The 19,374-nt window shown below is 30.8% G+C and carries 22 protein-coding genes and 5 tRNA genes; 11 read left to right on the top strand and 16 right to left on the bottom strand.

What is annotated here, in order from left to right:
* Positions 1-18 precede the first annotated feature (18 nt).
* The 4 genes from AC5YF9_RS02830 to AC5YF9_RS02815 all read right to left on the bottom strand — a co-directional run bounded on the left by AC5YF9_RS02830 (position 19) and on the right by AC5YF9_RS02815 (position 1,547).
* Positions 19-94: transfer RNA gene (locus AC5YF9_RS02830), tRNA-Trp, on the bottom strand.
* Between the two features lie 8 nt (positions 95-102).
* Positions 103-1,293, bottom strand: coding sequence for an elongation factor Tu (gene tuf / locus AC5YF9_RS02825; RefSeq protein ID WP_415304587.1), 1,191 nt, complete (start codon positions 1,291-1,293; stop codon positions 103-105).
* A gap of 48 nt (positions 1,294-1,341) precedes the next feature.
* Positions 1,342-1,415 (bottom strand) — tRNA-Gly (locus AC5YF9_RS02820).
* 46 nt (positions 1,416-1,461) lie between these two features.
* Positions 1,462-1,547, bottom strand: a tRNA-Tyr gene (locus AC5YF9_RS02815).
* Between the two features lie 130 nt (positions 1,548-1,677).
* Here AC5YF9_RS02815 and rlmB point away from each other — a divergent pair.
* On the top strand, positions 1,678-2,424 hold the full coding sequence (gene rlmB, locus AC5YF9_RS02810; protein ID WP_415304585.1) for a 23S rRNA (guanosine(2251)-2'-O)-methyltransferase RlmB: 747 nt from the start codon (positions 1,678-1,680) through the stop codon (positions 2,422-2,424).
* A gap of 29 nt (positions 2,425-2,453) precedes the next feature.
* A tRNA-Thr gene (locus AC5YF9_RS02805) sits at positions 2,454-2,529 on the top strand.
* 19 nt (positions 2,530-2,548) lie between these two features.
* Here AC5YF9_RS02805 and AC5YF9_RS02800 read toward each other — a convergent pair.
* The 6 genes from AC5YF9_RS02800 to AC5YF9_RS02775 all read right to left on the bottom strand — a co-directional run bounded on the left by AC5YF9_RS02800 (position 2,549) and on the right by AC5YF9_RS02775 (position 5,637).
* Complete coding sequence (locus tag AC5YF9_RS02800; protein ID WP_415304583.1) at positions 2,549-2,728, bottom strand: hypothetical protein; 180 nt, start codon at positions 2,726-2,728, stop codon at positions 2,549-2,551.
* 221 nt (positions 2,729-2,949) lie between these two features.
* A complete protein-coding gene (locus tag AC5YF9_RS02795; protein WP_415304582.1) occupies positions 2,950-3,387 on the bottom strand; it encodes a hypothetical protein in 438 nt (145 codons plus the stop codon).
* Positions 3,388-3,533: 146 nt separating this feature from the next.
* On the bottom strand, positions 3,534-4,313 hold the full coding sequence (locus AC5YF9_RS02790) for an NAD kinase (RefSeq protein ID WP_415304580.1): 780 nt from the start codon (positions 4,311-4,313) through the stop codon (positions 3,534-3,536).
* Between the two features lie 4 nt (positions 4,314-4,317).
* A tRNA-Leu gene (locus tag AC5YF9_RS02785) sits at positions 4,318-4,402 on the bottom strand.
* Between the two features lie 79 nt (positions 4,403-4,481).
* Positions 4,482-4,883 (bottom strand): gamma-glutamylcyclotransferase family protein, encoded by a 402-nt coding sequence (locus tag AC5YF9_RS02780; protein ID WP_415304578.1) that lies wholly within the window; start codon positions 4,881-4,883, stop codon positions 4,482-4,484.
* A gap of 4 nt (positions 4,884-4,887) precedes the next feature.
* The gene (locus AC5YF9_RS02775) at positions 4,888-5,637 is read right to left on the bottom strand and encodes a competence/damage-inducible protein A (protein WP_415304577.1); all 750 of its coding nucleotides are present in this window, start codon (positions 5,635-5,637) and stop codon (positions 4,888-4,890) included.
* A 21-nt stretch (positions 5,638-5,658) separates the two neighbouring features.
* On the opposite strand from AC5YF9_RS02775, the gene sfsA reads away from it, so the two are divergent.
* The 9 genes from sfsA to grxD are packed head-to-tail and all read left to right on the top strand — an operon-like array spanning position 5,659 to position 12,890.
* On the top strand, positions 5,659-6,357 hold the full coding sequence (gene sfsA, locus AC5YF9_RS02770; RefSeq protein WP_415304575.1) for a DNA/RNA nuclease SfsA: 699 nt from the start codon (positions 5,659-5,661) through the stop codon (positions 6,355-6,357).
* On the top strand, positions 6,350-7,120 hold the full coding sequence (map, locus tag AC5YF9_RS02765) for a type I methionyl aminopeptidase (RefSeq protein WP_415304573.1): 771 nt from the start codon (positions 6,350-6,352) through the stop codon (positions 7,118-7,120). Before sfsA ends, map begins: the two co-directional genes overlap by 8 nt.
* A gap of 3 nt (positions 7,121-7,123) precedes the next feature.
* A complete protein-coding gene (purB, locus tag AC5YF9_RS02760; protein WP_415304571.1) occupies positions 7,124-8,416 on the top strand; it encodes an adenylosuccinate lyase in 1,293 nt (430 codons plus the stop codon).
* Positions 8,416-9,198: a phosphoribosylaminoimidazolesuccinocarboxamide synthase gene (gene purC / locus AC5YF9_RS02755; RefSeq protein ID WP_415304570.1), complete on the top strand. Its 783-nt coding sequence runs from the start codon at positions 8,416-8,418 to the stop codon at positions 9,196-9,198. Before purB ends, purC begins: the two co-directional genes overlap by 1 nt.
* A gap of 2 nt (positions 9,199-9,200) precedes the next feature.
* Positions 9,201-9,443, top strand: coding sequence for a phosphoribosylformylglycinamidine synthase subunit PurS (gene purS, locus AC5YF9_RS02750; protein ID WP_415304568.1), 243 nt, complete (start codon positions 9,201-9,203; stop codon positions 9,441-9,443).
* 6 nt (positions 9,444-9,449) lie between these two features.
* Positions 9,450-10,133: a phosphoribosylformylglycinamidine synthase subunit PurQ gene (gene purQ / locus AC5YF9_RS02745; RefSeq protein WP_415304566.1), complete on the top strand. Its 684-nt coding sequence runs from the start codon at positions 9,450-9,452 to the stop codon at positions 10,131-10,133.
* Positions 10,133-12,325, top strand: a complete 2,193-nt coding sequence (gene purL, locus AC5YF9_RS02740; RefSeq protein ID WP_415304565.1) for a phosphoribosylformylglycinamidine synthase subunit PurL — start codon at positions 10,133-10,135, stop codon at positions 12,323-12,325. Before purQ ends, purL begins: the two co-directional genes overlap by 1 nt.
* A complete protein-coding gene (locus AC5YF9_RS02735) occupies positions 12,326-12,556 on the top strand; it encodes a BolA/IbaG family iron-sulfur metabolism protein (RefSeq protein ID WP_415304563.1) in 231 nt (76 codons plus the stop codon).
* 1 nt (position 12,557) lies between these two features.
* Positions 12,558-12,890, top strand: a complete 333-nt coding sequence (grxD, locus tag AC5YF9_RS02730; RefSeq protein WP_415304561.1) for a Grx4 family monothiol glutaredoxin — start codon at positions 12,558-12,560, stop codon at positions 12,888-12,890.
* Between the two features lies 1 nt (position 12,891).
* On the opposite strand, the gene AC5YF9_RS02725 is transcribed toward grxD, so the two are convergent.
* The 6 genes from AC5YF9_RS02725 to nadE all read right to left on the bottom strand — a co-directional run bounded on the left by AC5YF9_RS02725 (position 12,892) and on the right by nadE (position 19,373).
* Positions 12,892-14,085: a class I SAM-dependent methyltransferase gene (locus tag AC5YF9_RS02725; protein WP_415304559.1), complete on the bottom strand. Its 1,194-nt coding sequence runs from the start codon at positions 14,083-14,085 to the stop codon at positions 12,892-12,894.
* A 112-nt stretch (positions 14,086-14,197) separates the two neighbouring features.
* Entirely contained in the window at positions 14,198-14,815 is a 618-nt protein-coding gene (gene rpsD / locus AC5YF9_RS02720; RefSeq protein WP_415304557.1) for a 30S ribosomal protein S4, read from the bottom strand.
* Between the two features lie 40 nt (positions 14,816-14,855).
* Complete coding sequence (locus AC5YF9_RS02715; protein WP_496169942.1) at positions 14,856-15,569, bottom strand: RNA methyltransferase; 714 nt, start codon at positions 15,567-15,569, stop codon at positions 14,856-14,858.
* Between the two features lie 61 nt (positions 15,570-15,630).
* Entirely contained in the window at positions 15,631-17,232 is a 1,602-nt protein-coding gene (gene cimA / locus AC5YF9_RS02710; RefSeq protein WP_415304552.1) for a citramalate synthase, read from the bottom strand.
* Positions 17,229-18,590 carry a cysteine--tRNA ligase gene (gene cysS, locus AC5YF9_RS02705; RefSeq protein ID WP_415304550.1) on the bottom strand — a complete coding sequence of 454 codons (1,362 nt, stop codon included), beginning with the start codon at positions 18,588-18,590 and terminating at the stop codon, positions 17,229-17,231. Before cysS ends, cimA begins: the two co-directional genes overlap by 4 nt.
* Before the next feature lie 45 nt (positions 18,591-18,635).
* Entirely contained in the window at positions 18,636-19,373 is a 738-nt protein-coding gene (gene nadE / locus AC5YF9_RS02700) for an NAD(+) synthase (protein ID WP_415304549.1), read from the bottom strand.
* Position 19,374: the final 1 nt, after the last annotated feature.

Raw genomic sequence — 19,374 nt, 5'->3', positions numbered from 1 at the left:
ATATACTATTCAGCTTATTGGCAGGAGCGGAGGGACTCGAACCCTCAGCCTCCGGTTTTGGAGACCGGCGCTCTACCAATTGAGCTACACTCCTATAGAAGTTTACTCTATAATTTTAGTTACTACTCCAGCTCCAACTGTTCTACCACCTTCACGAATGGCAAAGTTTAATTTTTCGCTCATCGCAATTGGAGTAATCAAAGTAACAGTGAATTTAGCATCATCACCAGGCATAACCATTTCAGTTCCTGCTGGTAACGTTACTTCACCTGTTACATCGGTTGTTCTAAAATAAAACTGAGGTCTGTATTTAGTAAAGAAAGGTGTGTGTCTTCCACCCTCATCTTTTTTTAGTACATAAGCCTGAGCTTCAAATTTAGTGTGCGGAGTAATTGAATCAGGTTTGCAAAGAACTTGACCTCTTTGAATGTCAGCTCTTTCAACGCCTCTTAATAATATACCAACATTATCTCCGGCTTCACCAGAATCTAAGAGTTTTCTAAACATCTCAACACCAGTACAAACTGATTTTTTAGTATCTGTGATACCAACTATCGCAACTTCTTCACCGGTCTTAATAACACCCGATTCAATTCTACCAGTTGCAACTGTTCCTCTTCCTGAAATTGAAAAAACATCCTCAACAGGCATTAGGAAAGGTTTATCAACGTCTCTAGTTGGTTGAGGAATAAATTCATCAACAGCTTTCATTAATTCTAAAATAGAATTTTTTCCAATTTCTTCATCTCTTTGCTCTACTGCAGCTAATGCAGATCCCTTAATGATAGGAGTTGTTTCACCAGGATATTTATATGAGGTTAAAAGTTCTCTAATTTCTTCTTCAACAAGTTCAATCATATCTTTGTCATCAACTTGGTCTACTTTATTTAAATAAACAACGATTGAAGGAATACCAACTTGTCTTCCTAAAAGAATGTGTTCTCTAGTTTGAGGCATAGGGCCATCAGCAGCATTAACTACTAAAATTGCTCCATCCATTTGAGCCGCACCTGTAATCATATTTTTTACATAGTCAGCGTGACCTGGGCAATCTACGTGTGCGTAATGTCTCTTCTCAGTTTCATACTCAACGTGAGCAGTTGAAATTGTAATCCCTCTTTCTTTTTCTTCAGGGGCTTTATCAATCTGATCGTAAGCAACCGCTTTTGCTCCACCGACTTCAGCCAACGTAATTGTGATCGCTGCAGTTAAAGTTGTTTTACCATGGTCGACATGACCAATTGTACCAATGTTACAGTGTGGTTTGTTTCTTACGAACTTTTCTTTTGACATTTCTTTTTTACCTCAGTTTTTTGTTTTATTAATAATTTCTTTTTTTCTTGGAGCGGGTAAAGAGAATCGAACTCTTACATCCAGCTTGGAAGGCTAGCGTTCTACCATTGAACTACACCCGCACAACATCAAGAATAACACTCCATTGTCATAAAAAATTTTATTGAGTGGTGGAGGGGGAAAGATTCGAACTTTCGAAGACCGAAGTCAACGGGTTTACAGCCCGCCCCATTTGACCGCTCTGGAACCCCTCCTTAATGGGGAAGTGTCCCCTTTATCAATAAAGCTTCAAACAACATGCGTTTTATATATTTTTATTATGCAATTGCAACACGAGATTTACCGTGAAAACATGGCAAAATACGTATAAACAATGGTAAATTTATGAATAAATCATCTTTTTTGATCGTTGGACAGCATGCTGTTATTGAAGCCCTCAGAAATCCCAATAGAAAGGTTTTAAAAGTTTTTTTAACTGAAGAAAGTAAAAAAAATATTCATAGAAAAAATCCTAAAAAAAATGTTCTTGAAGATGTTAAGGTTTATTTTAAATCAAAAAAAGAATTAGATAAATATACTTCTAAGGATCAAATGATGCACAGTGGTTATATTGCTGAGGTAGAACATTTAGACCAACCTGAATTAAAAGAATTTATAAAAGGAAAAAATAATTTAACGTTTGTTTGTATCGACGAAGTAACTGATCCAAGAAATATTGGCTCATTAATAAGAAGTGCAGCATCATTTAATATTGATGGTTTGATAGTTAAAGAAAGACAATTTCCGTCAGATAGTAAATTAATGTACAAGGCTGCAAGTGGCTGTATGGAGCATTTAAATATATTTGAAGTTTCAAACATTAACTCAACTCTTAAAAATTTGAGAGAAAAAAATTTTTGGGTTTATGGTTTTGATGCTAAAGGAGATAAAAATTTTACTGATGTTAAATGGAGTGGAAAAAATGTTCTTTTATTTGGGTCGGAAGGATTTGGCATGAGAGAGCATACGAGTAAGTATACTGATTTTTTAGTAAAGATTGATATAAATAATGATGTAGAAAGCTTAAATATCTCAAATAGTGCAGCAATTGTATTCCATCATTTAAGTTATTTAAAAAAAATTCTTGATTAGTTTAAGATTTCTTAATAGAAATCCACTATGCCCTTGTAGCTCAGCTGGTAGAGCAATTGATTTGTAATCAATAGGTCCGCGGTTCGACTCCGTGCGGGGGCACCATCACTCAATTAAATCAACACTAATTATTTTTGTTATACCAATTTTTTTGATTATTACGTTTTAATTCACTCTTAGAAAAATATTTTAAGGCGCTTTCTCCAATGCTCATTCCTTTAATCTCAAAGTCTGAAATATTGTCTGCATAAGCGTTTCCACTTAATATCAAACCCAGAACTATGATCTCTAAAAGTTTTTTCATAAACTAAGATCCTAGCACCAATATCTTTGGTGGGCTAGTAGCGGGATTTTAGGTAATTTTGTACCCTCTAGTATTTCAACATCTTTGCAAAATAACAATTATAGAAGAACAGTCCAGGGCACCGGGCAACAGAACGCCCCTAATCACTCTTCTAGTCCTCTCTAATTATAATGCTGATCAGTCTTTAGGTTTATTTTACTCGTAGCTGACTCGTAATTTTATTAGCTTTTTATCAATTTACATTTCTCATTTAAATTATAAGGTTTGCCCTTCCAATTACCTTTCCCTTTTCTACGTAATTTTTTAAAATCTAAAATAATTTTGCATTGTTTACAAATTCCATTTGTTAACTCTGAATGTTTTACGTAAGTCTCTAATCTATAACCACCTTTTCCTATCTCTATTGACTTTTCTGATCTTGATGTAGTTTCTGGTAAAATAGTTTTTTCATCTATTTTAGATCTTTTTGCATATATATTCCAATAACCTGCCTCTTTTTTGTACACAGTTGCATAATCTTTTTCACGATCAATTTTATAGGTAAAATATCTACACTTCATTGGAATTGTTTCTAATACTTTTTGATCTTGAACTTCATTAGAATAAGTATTTCCACTCAACAACAGCCCCAGAACCATGATTCCTAAAAGTTTTTTCATGAACCAATATACTAGCACTGCGGATATAATGCGGTCAAACTGAAAGTAAATTTCTATAAACGTTGAGCAATAATACTTATTTAAGAATTGAGTCTTGATTTGCAATTAATAGGTCCGCGGTTCGACTCAGTGCGGGGCACCATCACTTAATTATTTGAAGTTTCTTTTCGTGTTTGTTCAATCTTAATTTTTTTATGAAGACTGTTATTTTTATCGTACAATAACTCAAAGCTAATTTTCTTATCAGCTTCAATTTTAATTATCTTTGCATTTCTAACTTCAAAATTATCTGCGACAGCACTGATAGGTCTTTTATTTGTATCCAAATTTTTTATTAAAATTTTAGATTTATCACTAACAATTGTGCCCTTCCATCTTCTAGGTCTGAAAGGACTAATGGGTGTAACAGCTAGTTTTCTTGAATCTAAATTTAAAATTGGTCCATGTGCTGATAAATTATAGGCTGTACTACCTGCTGGTGTTGAAACTAAAACACCATCAGAAATAAGATTTTTAATAATGTTTTTCTTATTAGCTGTAATAGAAATTGATGATGCTTGTTTGCTTTGTCTCAAAATAGAAACCTCGTTAATAGCTATTGATTTTTTTGTTTGGTTACTTTTATTAGTAACAGTCATTTGCAGGGGGTAAATTTTTATACTATTAGAGATATTTAAGTTTTTAATAATGTTTTTATTAGAAAACTTATTCATCAAAAAACCATAGTTTCCAGAATTAATTCCATAAAAAGGTTTTTTATATTTGTGTAATTTTTTTAAAGTTTGAAGCATGAAACCATCTCCACCTAAAACAATTATTATCTTGGATTGTCTTAAAGATGTAATGTTAACTTTTTTAATCAGGCTTGATTTAATCTTTAAAGAAGCTTTCGTTCTATCAAAAACTAAATATACTTTATCTCTCATTTAGTGGTGCCCTCGGCCAGACTCGAACTGGCACTCCAAAAAGGCACGGATTTTAAGTCCGTTGTGTCTACCAATTTCACCACGAGGGCATGTACTATTTTCATTTGTTTAACTGTTTTTATTTATAACTCAACTTCTTTTTGTTAACAAATCATATCAATATTTTAATTAAGCTTTTAATGCTTTTTTAAGAATATGATTATCTAAATTACAATCTTTATAACCTCTCTTTAGAACATTCAAATATCGTTCTGTTGGATATGCAAATAAACTTTTTTTAGTCATTGTATAGGTCATTACTTTTTTACCATAATAAGTAAAATAATATTTTTTATATAGAACTGGATGGTCTTCATAAACATCTAACTTTTTTTCATCACTTTTTGATATTTCAAATAAAGCACCTGGAACAATTGATTTTTTTTTAGACTCTATATCAGCAACTCTATATTTACTTCTAAAAGTTAGTTTAAAATTACTTAAATTAATCTTCTTTAAAAAGACACTGTCTTTACATCTTCTTTTCATTTGAAAATGATTTAGATTACTGCCATAAGCAAAATAAAGCATTTAATTATCTAACAACTACTTCTATTTTTTTTTGATTAACAAACTCTAATATTTCAGAACTACATTTATCAATTTTAAGTTGGTCTTCAGATCGTATTACTATCGATACACCTAATTTGCCTGCTTGAAAAAAAGGATAACTTCCAATTTCAACATCCTTATTATTATCTTGGACGTTAGTTAAAGATTTTGCAATTTCACTTTCAACAGTTTTTAAACTTATTGTATGGCTTAATATTGGATCTCCACCTACTATTTTGTTTTTTAATCCACCCAACATTGACTTTAAAATTGAAGGAACTCCTGGTAAGCAAAAAACATTTTCAACATTAAACCCTGGTGCACCACTTGTTGGATTTAATATTAAATTAGCATCACGTGGCATCCATACCATTTTTTGTCTACCTTCGTTAAACTCTCCTATCTTGTAATAAGTTTCTAATATTTTAAAAGCTTCTTTATGAATTTCATATTCAAGGTTAAATGCTTTTGAAATACATTTTGCAGTAATATCATCATGTGTTGGTCCAATACCGCCAGTTGTAAATACATAATTATTAACTTTTCTTAAATGATTAAGGGTCTCAACAATTGTATCCTCAATATCCGGGATAACTCTAACCTCATCAACTTTTACACCGATTGAGTTCAGCCATTGTGCAATTGTGCTAGTATTTGTATCTTGAGTTCTTCCAGAAAGAATTTCATTGCCAATAATTAATATTGCGGCATTAACTTTTTTGTTTTTTGTCATATTTGAATATACAATTTAAATATGAAATTTACCAAAACTTTAATTAAAGGCAGACTTATCAAAAGATATAAGAGATTTTTTGCTGATGTTAGAATTGGTAAAGAAATTGTAACTGCCCACTGTCCAAATACTGGGTCAATGAAAGGTTTGTTGGATGAGGGGAATGAAGTTTTTATTTCTAAAAATGATGATCCAAAAAGAAAACTTAAGTACACACTGGAAATCATCAAGGTTAAGAAAAATTTAGTGGGTGTTAACACTCATTTTGCAAATAAAATTGCCTACCATGCACTGTCTAATAATCTTGTTAAAGAAGTGTCAAATAACGACACTATTAAACCTGAGGTTTTTTTTGACAAAGAAACACGGTTTGATTTTTTAGTTGAAAAAAATAAACAAAAAATATTTGTTGAGGTTAAAAATGTTACATTATTTAGAGATGAAAAAATTGCAGAATTTCCAGACGCAGTAACTTCTAGAGGTTCCAAACATTTAAAAACTCTTATTACCGCCATTAAAAACGGTTATAAATCTTATTTATTGTTCTTAGTTCAAATACAAGGTGTTGAAAACTTTAAAATAGCCAAAGATATTGATAAAGAATATTATGAAAATTATTTACTTGCAAAAAAAGCTGGTGTAATTTTTTTAGCCTATCGTTGCAAAATAAATTCTAAAGAAATTAAGATAGAAAAAAAAATTAAAATTATTAATGCCTGATTATTTAAAAAAATTTGAAAAAATGAGAGTAGCTGGAAAGTTAGCTGCTGAAACTCTTGATATGCTAACAGATAATATTAAGCCAGGTGTGACTACAGAATTTATAGATAAATTAGGTTATGAGTTTATAAGAGATAATGGTGCCTACTCAGCTCCACTATTTTACAGGGGTTTTAAAAAATCATTGTGTACTTCTTTAAACCACATTGTGTGTCATGGCATACCTTCTGACAGAGTTCTAAATGAAGGTGACGCCCTTAACGTTGATGTTACCGCAATAATTGATGAGCATTATGGTGACACTAGTAGAATGTTTTGTATTGGCAAGACACCCGTTAAAGTTAATAATCTAATTGATACTACTTATGAATCTATGATGAGAGCTATAAGATTATTAAAACCAGGATTAAGGCTCGGAGATATTGGGCATGAAATACAATCCTTTGTAGAAAAAAAAGGATATTCTGTAGTAAGAGATTTTTGTGGTCACGGGATAAGTACTACATTTCATGAGCCTCCAAATATTCTACATTATGGCAGAAAAAATACTGGTATGGAGCTTAGACCTGGCATGACTTTTACGATTGAACCTATGATAAATGTGGGTGCATGGGATGTAAAAATGCTAAAAGATGGGTGGACAGCTGTTACAAAAGATAAATCTTTATCTGCACAATTTGAGCATACACTAGGTATTACTGAAAATGGTTATGAAATCTTTACAGAATCTGTTAAAGGTTATTCAAAGCCTCCTTACTTATAATTAATGATTGAAAGATACTCTAGAAAACAACTTACTGACATATGGTCAGAAGAAAATAAATACCAAATTTGGCTTGATGTAGAAGTTGCTGCAGCTGAAGCGATGGAAAAAATGGGTCAGATCCCTAAAGGTGTATCATCAGTTGTTAGAAAAAAAGCTAAAATTAATGTTAAAAGAATTCATCAAATTGAATCTAAGGTTAAGCACGATGTTATAGCTTTTTTAACCTCTGTTACGGAAAAAGCTGGAATTAAAGCAAGATATCTTCACCAAGGCATGACATCTTCAGATGTATTGGATACAAGTTTAAATATTCAATTGGTACAATCTGGTAAAATTTTATTAGATGATATTGATAAAATCTTAAAAGTTTTAAAAAAACAGGCTAAAAAATATAAATACACTCCGTGCATCGGAAGAAGTCACGGAATACACGCAGAACCCATTACTTTTGGTTTAAAGCTTGCGTCATTTTATGAGGAATTCAAAAGAAATAGAAAAAGATTAGTCGATGCAATTGATGAAATTTCAACATGTGCAATCTCTGGTGCGGTTGGTACATTTGCCAATATTAGTCCTAATGTTGAAAAGCATGTTGCTAAAAAGCTTGGTTTAAAAGTAGAGCCAATTTCTACACAGGTAATACCAAGAGATCGTCATGCATTTTATTTTTCTGTTCTTGGAATTATTGCTGGTTCTGTTGAAAGAGTTGCAATTGAGATTAGACACCTACAAAGAACTGAAGTTTATGAAGTACAAGAATTTTTTTCAAAAGATCAAAAAGGCTCCTCAGCTATGCCACACAAAAAAAATCCAATCTTGAGTGAAAACTTAACTGGGCTTGCAAGAATGGTTCGAAGTGCTGTTGTTCCAGCGCTTGAAAATATTGCCTTATGGCATGAAAGAGATATTTCTCATTCTAGTGTTGAAAGAAATATTGGACCAGATGCAAACATAACTTTAGATTTTGCCCTAGTAAGACTGGGAAGTATTTTAGATAAAATGATTGTCTATCCAAAAAAGATGATTGAAAATTTAAATTTAACAAAGGGTTTAATCTTTTCTCAAGAAGTTATGCTAGAGTTAACTAAATCAGGCCTAAGTAGAGAACAATCTTATAAAATGGTTCAAAATTATGCAAAAAAATGTTTTGCTGAAGATCTAAATTTATTTGACCTAATATCAAAAGATGAATTTATTATTACTAAAATTTCCACTAAAAAACTTAGGGCAATATTCAATTATTCATCCCACTTTAAAAACGTAGATTTAATTTTTAAAAGAGTTTTTAAATAATGAAAAAAGGTAAAAAATTATATGAAGGAAAAGCAAAAATTATCTACTCAACAACTGATAAAAATTTAGTTATTCAATATTTTAAAGATGATGCGACAGCTTTTAATAATTTAAAAAAATCTAAAATTGAAGGTAAGGGTGTTTTGAACAATAGAATATCTGCACATATTCTTACAAACTTGGGTCAAATAGGAATTAAAAATCATTTAGTAAAAAGATTGAATATGCGAGAACAAATTACTAAATTTGTTGAAATTATTCCAATCGAATTCATTATAAGAAATGTTGCAACAGGATCTATAACAAAAAGACTTGGAATTGAAGATGGTACAGTTTTAAAAGAACCTTTGTTAGAGTATTGTTTAAAAGATGATAAATTAGGTGATCCTTTAATTGCAGAAGAACATATATTAGCTTTTGATTGGGCCTCAAAAAAAGAATTAGAAAAAGTTAAAAAAATGATCCTAAGAATCAATGATTTTATGATTGGTATGTTCAGGGGTGTTGGAATTAAATTAATAGATTTTAAACTAGAATTTGGAAGAATAAAAATTAATGGAAAATCTGAAGTTATCTTGGCAGATGAAATAAGTCCCGATACTTGTAGATTATGGGACTCAGTTACTGATAAAAAACTTGATAAAGATCGATTTAGAAAAGACTTGGGAGACCTGATACCTGCTTATACTGAGGTTGCAAAAAGACTGGGAATTCTTCATGAAAATTCAAACTTAAGTGCAGTCAATTTTACAAAATTAAGATCTATAAAAAAAAGAAAGTAAATATGAAAATATCAGTAATTATTACACTTAAAAAAGATGTGCTTGACCCACAAGGTAAAGTTATTCATCAAACATTAGATGGCATGGGATTCAAGGATGTCAACGAGGTAAGACAAGGAAAGTATTTTGAAATTGATACAAAAGAAAATGATAAAAAAAAAGCTGAAAAAAAGGTAGAAGAGATGTGCAAAAAACTTTTGGCTAATTTAGTTATAGAAAATTATAAAATTATTGAGTCACAATAATAAATAATGAATTCAACAGTAATAACTTTTCCTGGATCTAATTGTGATAGAGATATGGATGTTGCCTTAAAGAAATTTGGTTTTAAAAATAAGATGGTTTGGCATGATGATCTGGAGCTACCAAAAAGTGATTTAGTAGTTTTGCCTGGTGGCTTTTCTTATGGTGATTATCTTAGATGTGGAAGTATGGCTTCAAAGTCTAAAATTATGAAATCTGTACTCAACTTTGCGCAAGGGGGTGGTAAGGTTATGGGTATCTGCAATGGTTTTCAAATTTTAGTAGAAGCAGGTTTGCTTCCAGGTGTATTACTTAGAAATAAGTACATGGAATTTATTTGTAAAAATGTTTATGTAAAAATTAACAATAAAGATAACTCATATTTTAAAGGCATCAAGAAGGATACACTTGAACTTCATATTGCCCATAATGAAGGAAATTACTTTTGCTCAAAAGAACAGATAAAAGAAATTGATGATAATAATCAAATAGCTTTATTTTATTCAAATATAGTTGGAAATGTTAATAAAGAAAATAACCCCAATGGCTCTATTAAAAATATTGCGGGTATTTTTAATAAAGAAAAAAATATTTTAGGAATGATGCCTCATCCTGAACGTATGATTGACCCTGCTCTATCAGGTGAAGATGGTTCAATATTTTTTGAAAACCTAATTAATAATTTAAGATAATGATAGTTAACGAACAAATTGCAATTGATCATGGTTTAAAAAAAGATGAGTATAAAAAAATTTGTGCTTTATTAAAAAGAGTTCCTAATATTACTGAGCTAGGAATTTTTTCTGCAATGTGGAATGAACATTGTTCCTATAAATCATCAAGATTTCATCTTAAAAATTTACCTACAAAAGGTAAAAATGTAATTCAAGGTCCTGGTGAAAATGCTGGTGTCATTGATATTGGGGATAATGATGCGATAGTTTTTAAGATAGAGAGTCACAATCATCCTTCATTTATTGAACCTTATCAAGGTGCTGCAACTGGTGTGGGTGGAATTATGAGGGATATATTTACAATGGGTGCTAGACCTATCGCAAACCTTAACTCAATTCATTTTGGCTCCCCTCAAAATAAAAAAACAAAAAATTTACTTCGTGGTGTTGTTCACGGCATTGGAGGTTATGGTAATTGTATGGGTGTTCCAACGATTGCAGGCCAAACTAGTTTTGACGAGTCTTATAACGGTAATATTCTAGTAAATGCTATGACATTAGGATTGGTTAAAAAAAATAAAATTTTTTATTCAAAAGCTGCTGGTTTAGGAAAGCCTGTAATATATGTTGGTTCTAAAACTGGAAGGGATGGTATTCATGGCGCAAGCATGGCTTCAGCCTCATTTGATGACAAAATTGAAGAAAAAAAACCAACAGTACAAGTTGGTGACCCTTTTACTGAAAAACTTTTATTAGAGGCTTGTTTAGAATTAATGGCTGGAGATTCAATTATAGCAATTCAAGATATGGGTGCTGCTGGTCTAACTTCTTCTAGTATTGAAATGGCTTCAAAAGGAAATCTTGGTATAGAAATTAATTTAGATATGGTTCCTTGTAGAGAGACTAAAATGACTCCTTACGAAATTATGCTTTCAGAAAGTCAAGAGAGAATGCTTATAGTTCTAGAAAATGGGAAAGAAGACTTAGCAAAAAAAATATTTGATAAGTGGAATTTAGACTTTGCTGTAATTGGCAAAACAACAAAGAGTAAAAAAATTGAACTTTATTTTGATGAAAAAAAAGTTGCAGATATCCCTGTAAATACACTAGTTGAAAACTCTCCAATGTATGACAGAAAATGGAAAAAAGCTAAACTTCCAAAAAAAATAAAGATTGAAAAAGAAAAATTTAAAAATTTAAAAGTAATAAATGTTTTAAATAAGATTTTATCAAACCCTAATGTGTGCAGTAAGGAATGGATTTGGCAGCAATATGATCATACGGTTATGGGTGATACTATTCAAAAACCCGGAGGAGATGCAGGTGTTGTTCGAATACATGGTACCAATAAAGCTGTGGCAGCTTCTGTAGATTCTTCAGCAGTTTATTGTTGGGCTCATCCTTTAAGTGGTGGAAAACAAATTGTTTGTGAGAGCTGGAGAAATTTAATATCTGTTGGTGCAAAACCAATTGCAATTACTAACTGTTTAAATTTTGGAAGTCCTGAAAACCAAGAAAATATGGGTGAATTTGTAGAATGCGTTCAAGGTCTAGGAGAGGCTAGTTCTTACTTGGATTTTCCAGTTGTTTCTGGAAATGTTTCTTTTTACAATCAAACTAAAGACATTGGGATTAAACCCACTCCAGCGATTGGTGGTGTTGGGTTGATTAAAGATTATAAAAACATGGTTACGATGGATCTTAAGAAGACCGATAATGTTCTTTTAGTGATAGGAAAAACTGAAGGACACCTAGACCAAAGTTTGTTTGCAAGGGATGTTCTAAATGAAAAAAATGGCCCTCCCCCAGAGATTAATTTATTTAATGAAAAAAATAATGGTGAAACAATTTTAAAACTAATTGATAAAAAACTTATAAGAGCAGCCCACGACGTGTCACTAGGAGGTATTATTACCGCTTTATCTAAGATGTGCATTAAAGGCAAAAAAGGTGCAATCCTTAAAAAACCTAACTATTTAATAAATAAATTTGAATACTTATTTGGAGAAGATCAAGGTAGGTATATAATAGAAATTAGTAATGATGATATTGAAAGTGTCACTAAGATCCTTTTGGAGAGTTATGTTCATTTTGAAGAACTTGCAACTGTAAATGATAGTGATTTAATTATTGATGATAAATCAAAAGTATCAATTGACGATTTAATTAAATCACATACAACTTGGCTAACTAACTATATGAGTAAATAAATGGCAATGGATATAAAAGAAATTGAAACGCTTATTAAAGAGTCTTTACCAGATGCTACAATAGAAATTCAAGATTTAGCAGGTGACAGTAATCACTACTCTGCAACAATTACTTCAGATAAATTTTCTGGAATAAGCAAAATTGAACAACATAAGATGGTGTATAATTCCCTAAAAGGAAAAATGGGAAATGAACTGCACGCTTTAGCAATTAAAACAAAGGAGAAATAAAATGGACCAACCAACTAAAGATTTGATTAATAATGAAATTACCAATAATGAAGTTTGTTTATTTATGAAGGGAACTCCTGACGCTCCGCAGTGTGGGTTTTCTATGGCTGTTTCTAATATGTTAAAAATTTTAGAAGTTAATTACAAAGGGATTAATGTTCTTGAAAGTCAATCTTTAAGAGAAGGTATAAAAGAATTCAGTGATTGGCCTACTATTCCACAAGTTTATATTAAAGGTGAATTTGTAGGTGGTTGTGACATTGTGAAAGAAATGTATGAGAGTGGTGAGCTTAAAAAGATACTTGAGGATAAAGGAATAGATTTTAAAAAATAGTTTATTGCTTGTAAATATAATCTCTTGTGGTTGGTGTTGATGTATAATTTTTCGTTAGTTGAAATTGATAAACAACTTGATCACCCCATTTAAATGCACTTTCGCAACTCGTTAAATAAAACTCCCACATTCTAAAAAATTTTTCATCAAACATTTTAATGATTTGCTCTCTGTTTTTTATGCAGTTCTCCTTCCAGTGTCTTAAGGTAAATGAGTAATGCAATTTGAGTACCTCAATATCAGACACTATTAATCCTGCTTTCTCTATTGGGGATATCACCTCACTAAGACTAGGAGTATAGCCACCAGGAAAAATATATTTTGTTATCCATGGATGTGGGTCTCTAGGTGGATTAACTGATCCAATAGTGTGAACTAAAGAAACACCATCATCATTAAGTAGTTTTTCGACTTGATTAAAAAAATTTTTGTAAAATTTTCTACCTACATGTTCAAACATTCCAACACTCACAATTCTATCAAATTTTTCATCTAACTGACGGTAGTCTATAAGCTTAAATGTAACTTGATTTTCCAAATTAAGTTCTTTGGCTTTTTTTGTACAATAATTGAACTGATTTTCAGATAAAGTTATTCCTGTAACTTCACAATTCGCACATTTGGCAATATCAATAGCTAAAGATCCCCACCCACAACCAATATCAAGAACTTTTTGATTTGGCTGTATGTTTAATTTTTTAATTATATGTTGTATTTTATTATTTTGAGCAGTTTCTAAGTTATCGCTTTCTCTTTCAAAATATCCACATGAATATTGTTTTTTTGAATCTAAAAATAAACTGTATAAATTATCTGAGAGGTCATAATGGTGAGCTACATTCATTTTTGACTTTTTTATAAAATTAAAATTTGTCAAATATCTATATGAACCATTTAGTTTATTTATTATCTTAGTAAAAAAATTTAACTCCCCTCTTCCAAGATTCATGAGCGCTATATCTAAAAAGTCTGTTAGGCTTCCATTCTCAATTATTATATCCCCATCTGAATAAGCTTCACCAAAATATAAATCAGGACGAATTAATAATTTATAATGAAGTTTCTGATTTAAAATTTTGACTATAATTGGCTTTTTATTTTTGGGTGAACCTATAATATGTTTCTTTGAATATGCATCAACCAGTATAAAGCCATCTTTTTTAAATAATCTATTTAAAAATTTTGTAAGTTGCATTTAATCATTCATAAAAATTGTTTTTATGAACATAAACATATAGTAGATTTACAAAAAACTCACTCAGGTTTATCACACGGTTTTACTGGAATTTTAAAAAAATAAGTATTTATTATCTAGAGTAATATTCAATTACTAGGTTGGGTTCCATAACAACTGGATAAGGAACTTCCTCAAACTTAGGTACTCTTACAAAGGTAACTTTTTTATTCTTTTCATCCATAAGGATGTATTCTGGGGTTTCTCTTTCTTTATTTGCTAAAGCAATATCAATAAATGCTAACTGTTTAGATTTATCTCTAATTTCAATCGTATCTTCTTCTGTTACAACATAACTTGCAATGTTAACTTTTTTACCATTAACTTTTACATGACCATGATTAATGAGCTGTCTTGCAGAAAAGATTGTTGTTGAAAATCTTGCTCTATATACAACGGCATCAAGTCGTCTCTCAAGCAGCCCAATTAAATTCTCACCAGTGTCACCTTTTTGCATTGCTGCTTTTTTATAAATATTTCTAAATTGTCTTTCATTAATGTTACCGTAGTAACCTTTTAACTTCTGTTTGGCCTGTAATTGAATTCCGTAATCAGAGGGTTTTCCCTGTCTAGATTGACCATGTTGACCTGGTCCATACGCTCTAGTGTTAAAAGGACTTTTGGGTCTACCCCATAAGTTTATCTTTAACCTTCTATCTATTTTGTGTTTAGAACTTATTCTTTTTGTCATTTGATAGTTGGGGTTATAAACTTACTCATTATTTTGTCAATCAACCTTTTTTGGCTAAACTAGCAAATACACTTGATAAAATACGTGTTTCTTTCTCAGATAGCTCCATTTTCGAAAAAATACTTCTTAAGTTTTCCAGCATGATAGGTCTCTTCTCTTGAGGCTTAAAAAAACTCTTTTCTTCTAATTTTTTTATACACAAATTAGTCATTGCCTGCACATCTCTTTTACTTGCAAGAGACACTTTTTGAGATTTAGAATATCTCACTCCTTTTAAGTCAATAATACTAGCTACTGTATGTGCAATAATAATGACACTATGAGATAGGTTTAAAGATTTGAAATCAGGATTGGTTGGTATTTGCATAGTATAATTTGCATAACTAATTTCATTATTGGAGAGTCCAGATGCTTCTGAACCAAATAAAAAAGCAACTTTCTTGTTAAAGTCAATTTTTTTTAAATCGTTTAATTTTATATGTTTAATATTCTTATTTCTAAACCTTGCTGATGTAGCAATAACATAATCCACTTTTTTAATGGCAGATTCTAAGGTTTCATAAATTTTTGCATTTTTGATTAAATCTTTAGCACCAACAGATGTTGCTAAAATTTTATCATTTGGAAAAATAGGCTTTGGTTTTACAATCACTAATTTTTTGAAATTAAAATTTTTTATCGCTCTAGCGCATGCACCTATATTTTCGGATAACTGTGGTTGATGTAAAATAAAAGAAATATTATTGAAAGACATTATTATTTTAATTAATCTAATTCGTGATTTCTACTATAGCTTGATATTTTAGTCTTCATGATTATTTGCTTGCTGGAGCCTTATCTTTAAACAATTTATAATCTAAACTATCTACCAATGCTTTAAATGAAGCATCAATTATATTTGCTGACACACCAATGGTGAACCAATTTTTTCCTTTTGAGTCTGAACTTTCTATTGAAACTCTTGTGATTGCCTCAGTTCCAGTATTTAGGATTCTAACTTTATAATCAACTAACTTAAGGTCTTTCAAATATTTAGAATATTTATTTAGTCTTTCAACATTTTGCCTAATAGCATTATCTAATGCATTTACTGGACCATTACCTTTACCTTCACAAATAATTTTTTCACCATCTACTTCTAATTGAGCTCTTGCAGATGAAATTATTTTTCCAAATGAATCTTTTTTAACAGAAACATCGTATTCCTGAATTAAAATATACCTTGGTATTTCACCAATAATTCGTCTTGCCAACAATTCAAAAGAAGCATCAGCTCCGTCGTAACTATAACCAATAAATTCCCTATCTTTTACTTCATCTAAAAGTTTTTTAATTTTAGGATCGTTTTCTTCTATTTCAATTCCGATGGTTTTTAATCTTGAAATTATATTAGACTTTCCTGATTGATCTGAGACTACAATATTTCTAGAATTTCCAACTTCCTCAGGATTAATATGTTCATAAGTTTTTGGATCTTTTTGAACAGCTGATACATGAAGACCACCTTTATGAGAAAAAGCAGCAGCACCAACGTATGGAAGATGTTTGTTAGGTTTTCTATTTAATATCTCATCTAATAATCTAGAGCATTGAGTTAAGTTTTTAATGTTGTCTGGTTTAATTTTTAATTGAAATTTAGAAGAAAAATCATCTTTTAAAAAAAAAGTAGGAATTAATGACATTAAGTTAGCATTGCCGCATCTTTCACCTAAACCATTGATGGTTCCTTGCACTTGTCTAACCCCAGCCAAGACTGCAGCTAAAGAATTTGCAACCGCATTACCCGTATCGTTGTGCGCATGTATGCCTAAATTTTTTCCAGGTATAGTTTTAGAAACTTCTGAGATTATTTTTGCAATCTCATGAGGTAAAGTTCCACCATTAGTATCGCATAAAACAATCCATCTTGCCCCTTCATCGAATGCTGCTTTAAGACATAATAAAGCATAATTTGGGTTAGCTTTGTATCCATCAAAAAAATGTTCTGCATCAAACATGAACTCTTTATTCTCTTTAACAAAATGTTTTGCGGTCTCTTTTATGTTTTCTAAGTTTTCTTCATTAGAAATACCAAGAGCTATATCAACATGAAAATCCCATGACTTACCTACAATGCAAACTGCTGGTGTGTTCGAGTTTAAAAGCGCTGATATTCCTGGATCGTTATCTGCGCTACGACCAGTTCTTTTGGTCATACCAAAAGATGTTAGTTTAGAATTATTAAATAAATGTTTTTTCTGAAAAAATTCAGTATCTGTAGGGTTCGCTCCTGGCCACCCACCCTCAATATAATCAACACCTAAATTATCTAAAGCTGAAGCAATCTTCATTTTATCATCTACAGAAAAGTCTACACCTTGCGTTTGTGCACCATCTCTTAGAGTTGTATCGAATATAAAAAGTTGTTCTTTACTCATTTTAGTTTCCAAATTGTTTTATCATCTTTGTCTTCTATTAAAACCCCTTTATCTAAAAGCTTAACTCGAATGATGTCAGCTTCTTTATAATTTTTGTCTTCTCTTGCTTTATTCCGAAGTGCTATCATTTCTAAAATTTCATCTTCATTGATGGATAATTTTTTCTTTTTAAACTCAATCCATTCTTCTTTTGTTTTGTTTAAGATACCAATAAAATTACAAGATAATATAAATAAGCTTTTCTCATCATTATCTCCTTTTAGAGCTTTGTCATAAAGTTGGTGTAGATTTGCTATATAACCTGGCGTATTCAAATCATCATATAATGGAGATAAAACATCTTCATTTAAAACTATCTTATCGTTTATAGGTAGATAAACTTCATACCATTTATCAATAGTATTTTTGCAATCCTCTAAGAGTTTTTCATTCCAGTCTAGTGGTTGCTTGTAGTGAGCACTCATAAGAGCAAGTTTCAAAACTTGTCCATCAACATTTTCTTTGAAGTCTTTAATCTTTAGTATATTACCAGTTGATTTAGCCATTTTCTCATTGGACATAGTGATAAATGCGTTATGAATCCAATAATTTGCAAAAACTTTTGTATCATTAGCACATCTTGATTGTGCAATTTCATTTTCATGATGAGGGAAAATCAAATCAATTCCACCACCATGGATATCAAATACATCTCCTAAATATTTCTTAGACATCGCGGAGCATTCTAAATGCCACCCAGGTCTTCCTTTGCCCCAAGGAGAATCCCAGGAAGGTTCTTCATTCTTAGATGGTTTCCATAAAACAAAATCTTCAGATTTTTTTTTATTTTCTGAAACTTCAACTCTAGACCCTGCAATCAAATCCTCTAATTTTTTATTTGATAGTTTTCCATAATCCTCAAATTTAATTACTTCAAAATAAACATGCTTGTTTGCCTCATAAGCAAAATCTTTTTCTATTAAAGATGATATCATTTTAATCATAAGATCAATATGATCTGTAGCTTTTGGTTGTTGTGTTGGATTATCTAAATTTAAATAATTACAATCATGGTTAAAATCTTTAATGACACTATTGGTTAATTCAGATATTGGAATATTTTTCTCTTTTGATGATTTAATTATTTTATCATCAACATCAGTAATATTTCTTACATAATTTATTTTGTCATGTCCATATTTTGATTTTAAAACTTTGTACAAAATATCAAAAATAACAAGAGGTCTTGCGTTACCAATGTGTGGATTGTCATAAACGGTTGGACCACAAACATACATTCCAATATTTTCATTATCTAATGGAACAAATTTTTCTTTTTTGTTGCTTAGATTGTTTGTTAAATAAATATCCTTGTTCATTATCTTAGAATTATACTTTAAATATAGATTTGGGAATCTATAAGATTAGTTGGGAATCTTGCAAACTGGAATCGGCTCCATTTTATGCAGGTTCATCTTTCTTATTTTTTGGTATTTTTCACGATTTATTGAGTTAGCGTTATTCATTGCTTCTTCTAATTCCTCATATTTAAGACCTAATTGACCTTCGTCAGTTCTACCATCATCCCATAATCCATCTGTTGGAGCAGCCTCAATTATTTCTTGTAGGATATTGAGAGATTTACCTATTTCCCATATTTCAGATTTATTGCAATCTGCAATAGGAGAAATATCTACCCCACCATCTCCATATTTTGTATAAAACCCTACTCCAAAATCTTCAACTTTATTACCAGTGCCAACTACAATACCTTTGTTTGCAGCAGCTACTTGATAAAGTGTAGTCATTCTAATTCTTGCTCTAGAATTTGCCATCCCAAGTTCACTATCAAAATTAGATAGGGTATCCTCGAATGTTTCAAATAATTTATCTAAATTTACAGTATGTGCTTCAACATTATTAAAATTTTTTACAAGCCATTCTTGGTGTTTTAAACTTAAATCATGCTGTGATAATTTTTGTTTAATCGGCATTGATAAAACAATTGTTTTTATACCAGTCATTGCACTCAATGTGCTTGATACAGAAGAATCTATTCCTCCAGAAATTCCAATGATTAAAGATTGAGCCTTACTTGGCATTTTTTCAACGTAATCTTTAATCCAATTGCTTATAAATTGTGCTTTTTCTAATGGTTTCATT

It is taken from the genome of Candidatus Pelagibacter sp. uisw_098, from assembly GCF_059512505.1.
This window is presented reverse-complemented; position numbering and strand designations above follow the sequence as displayed.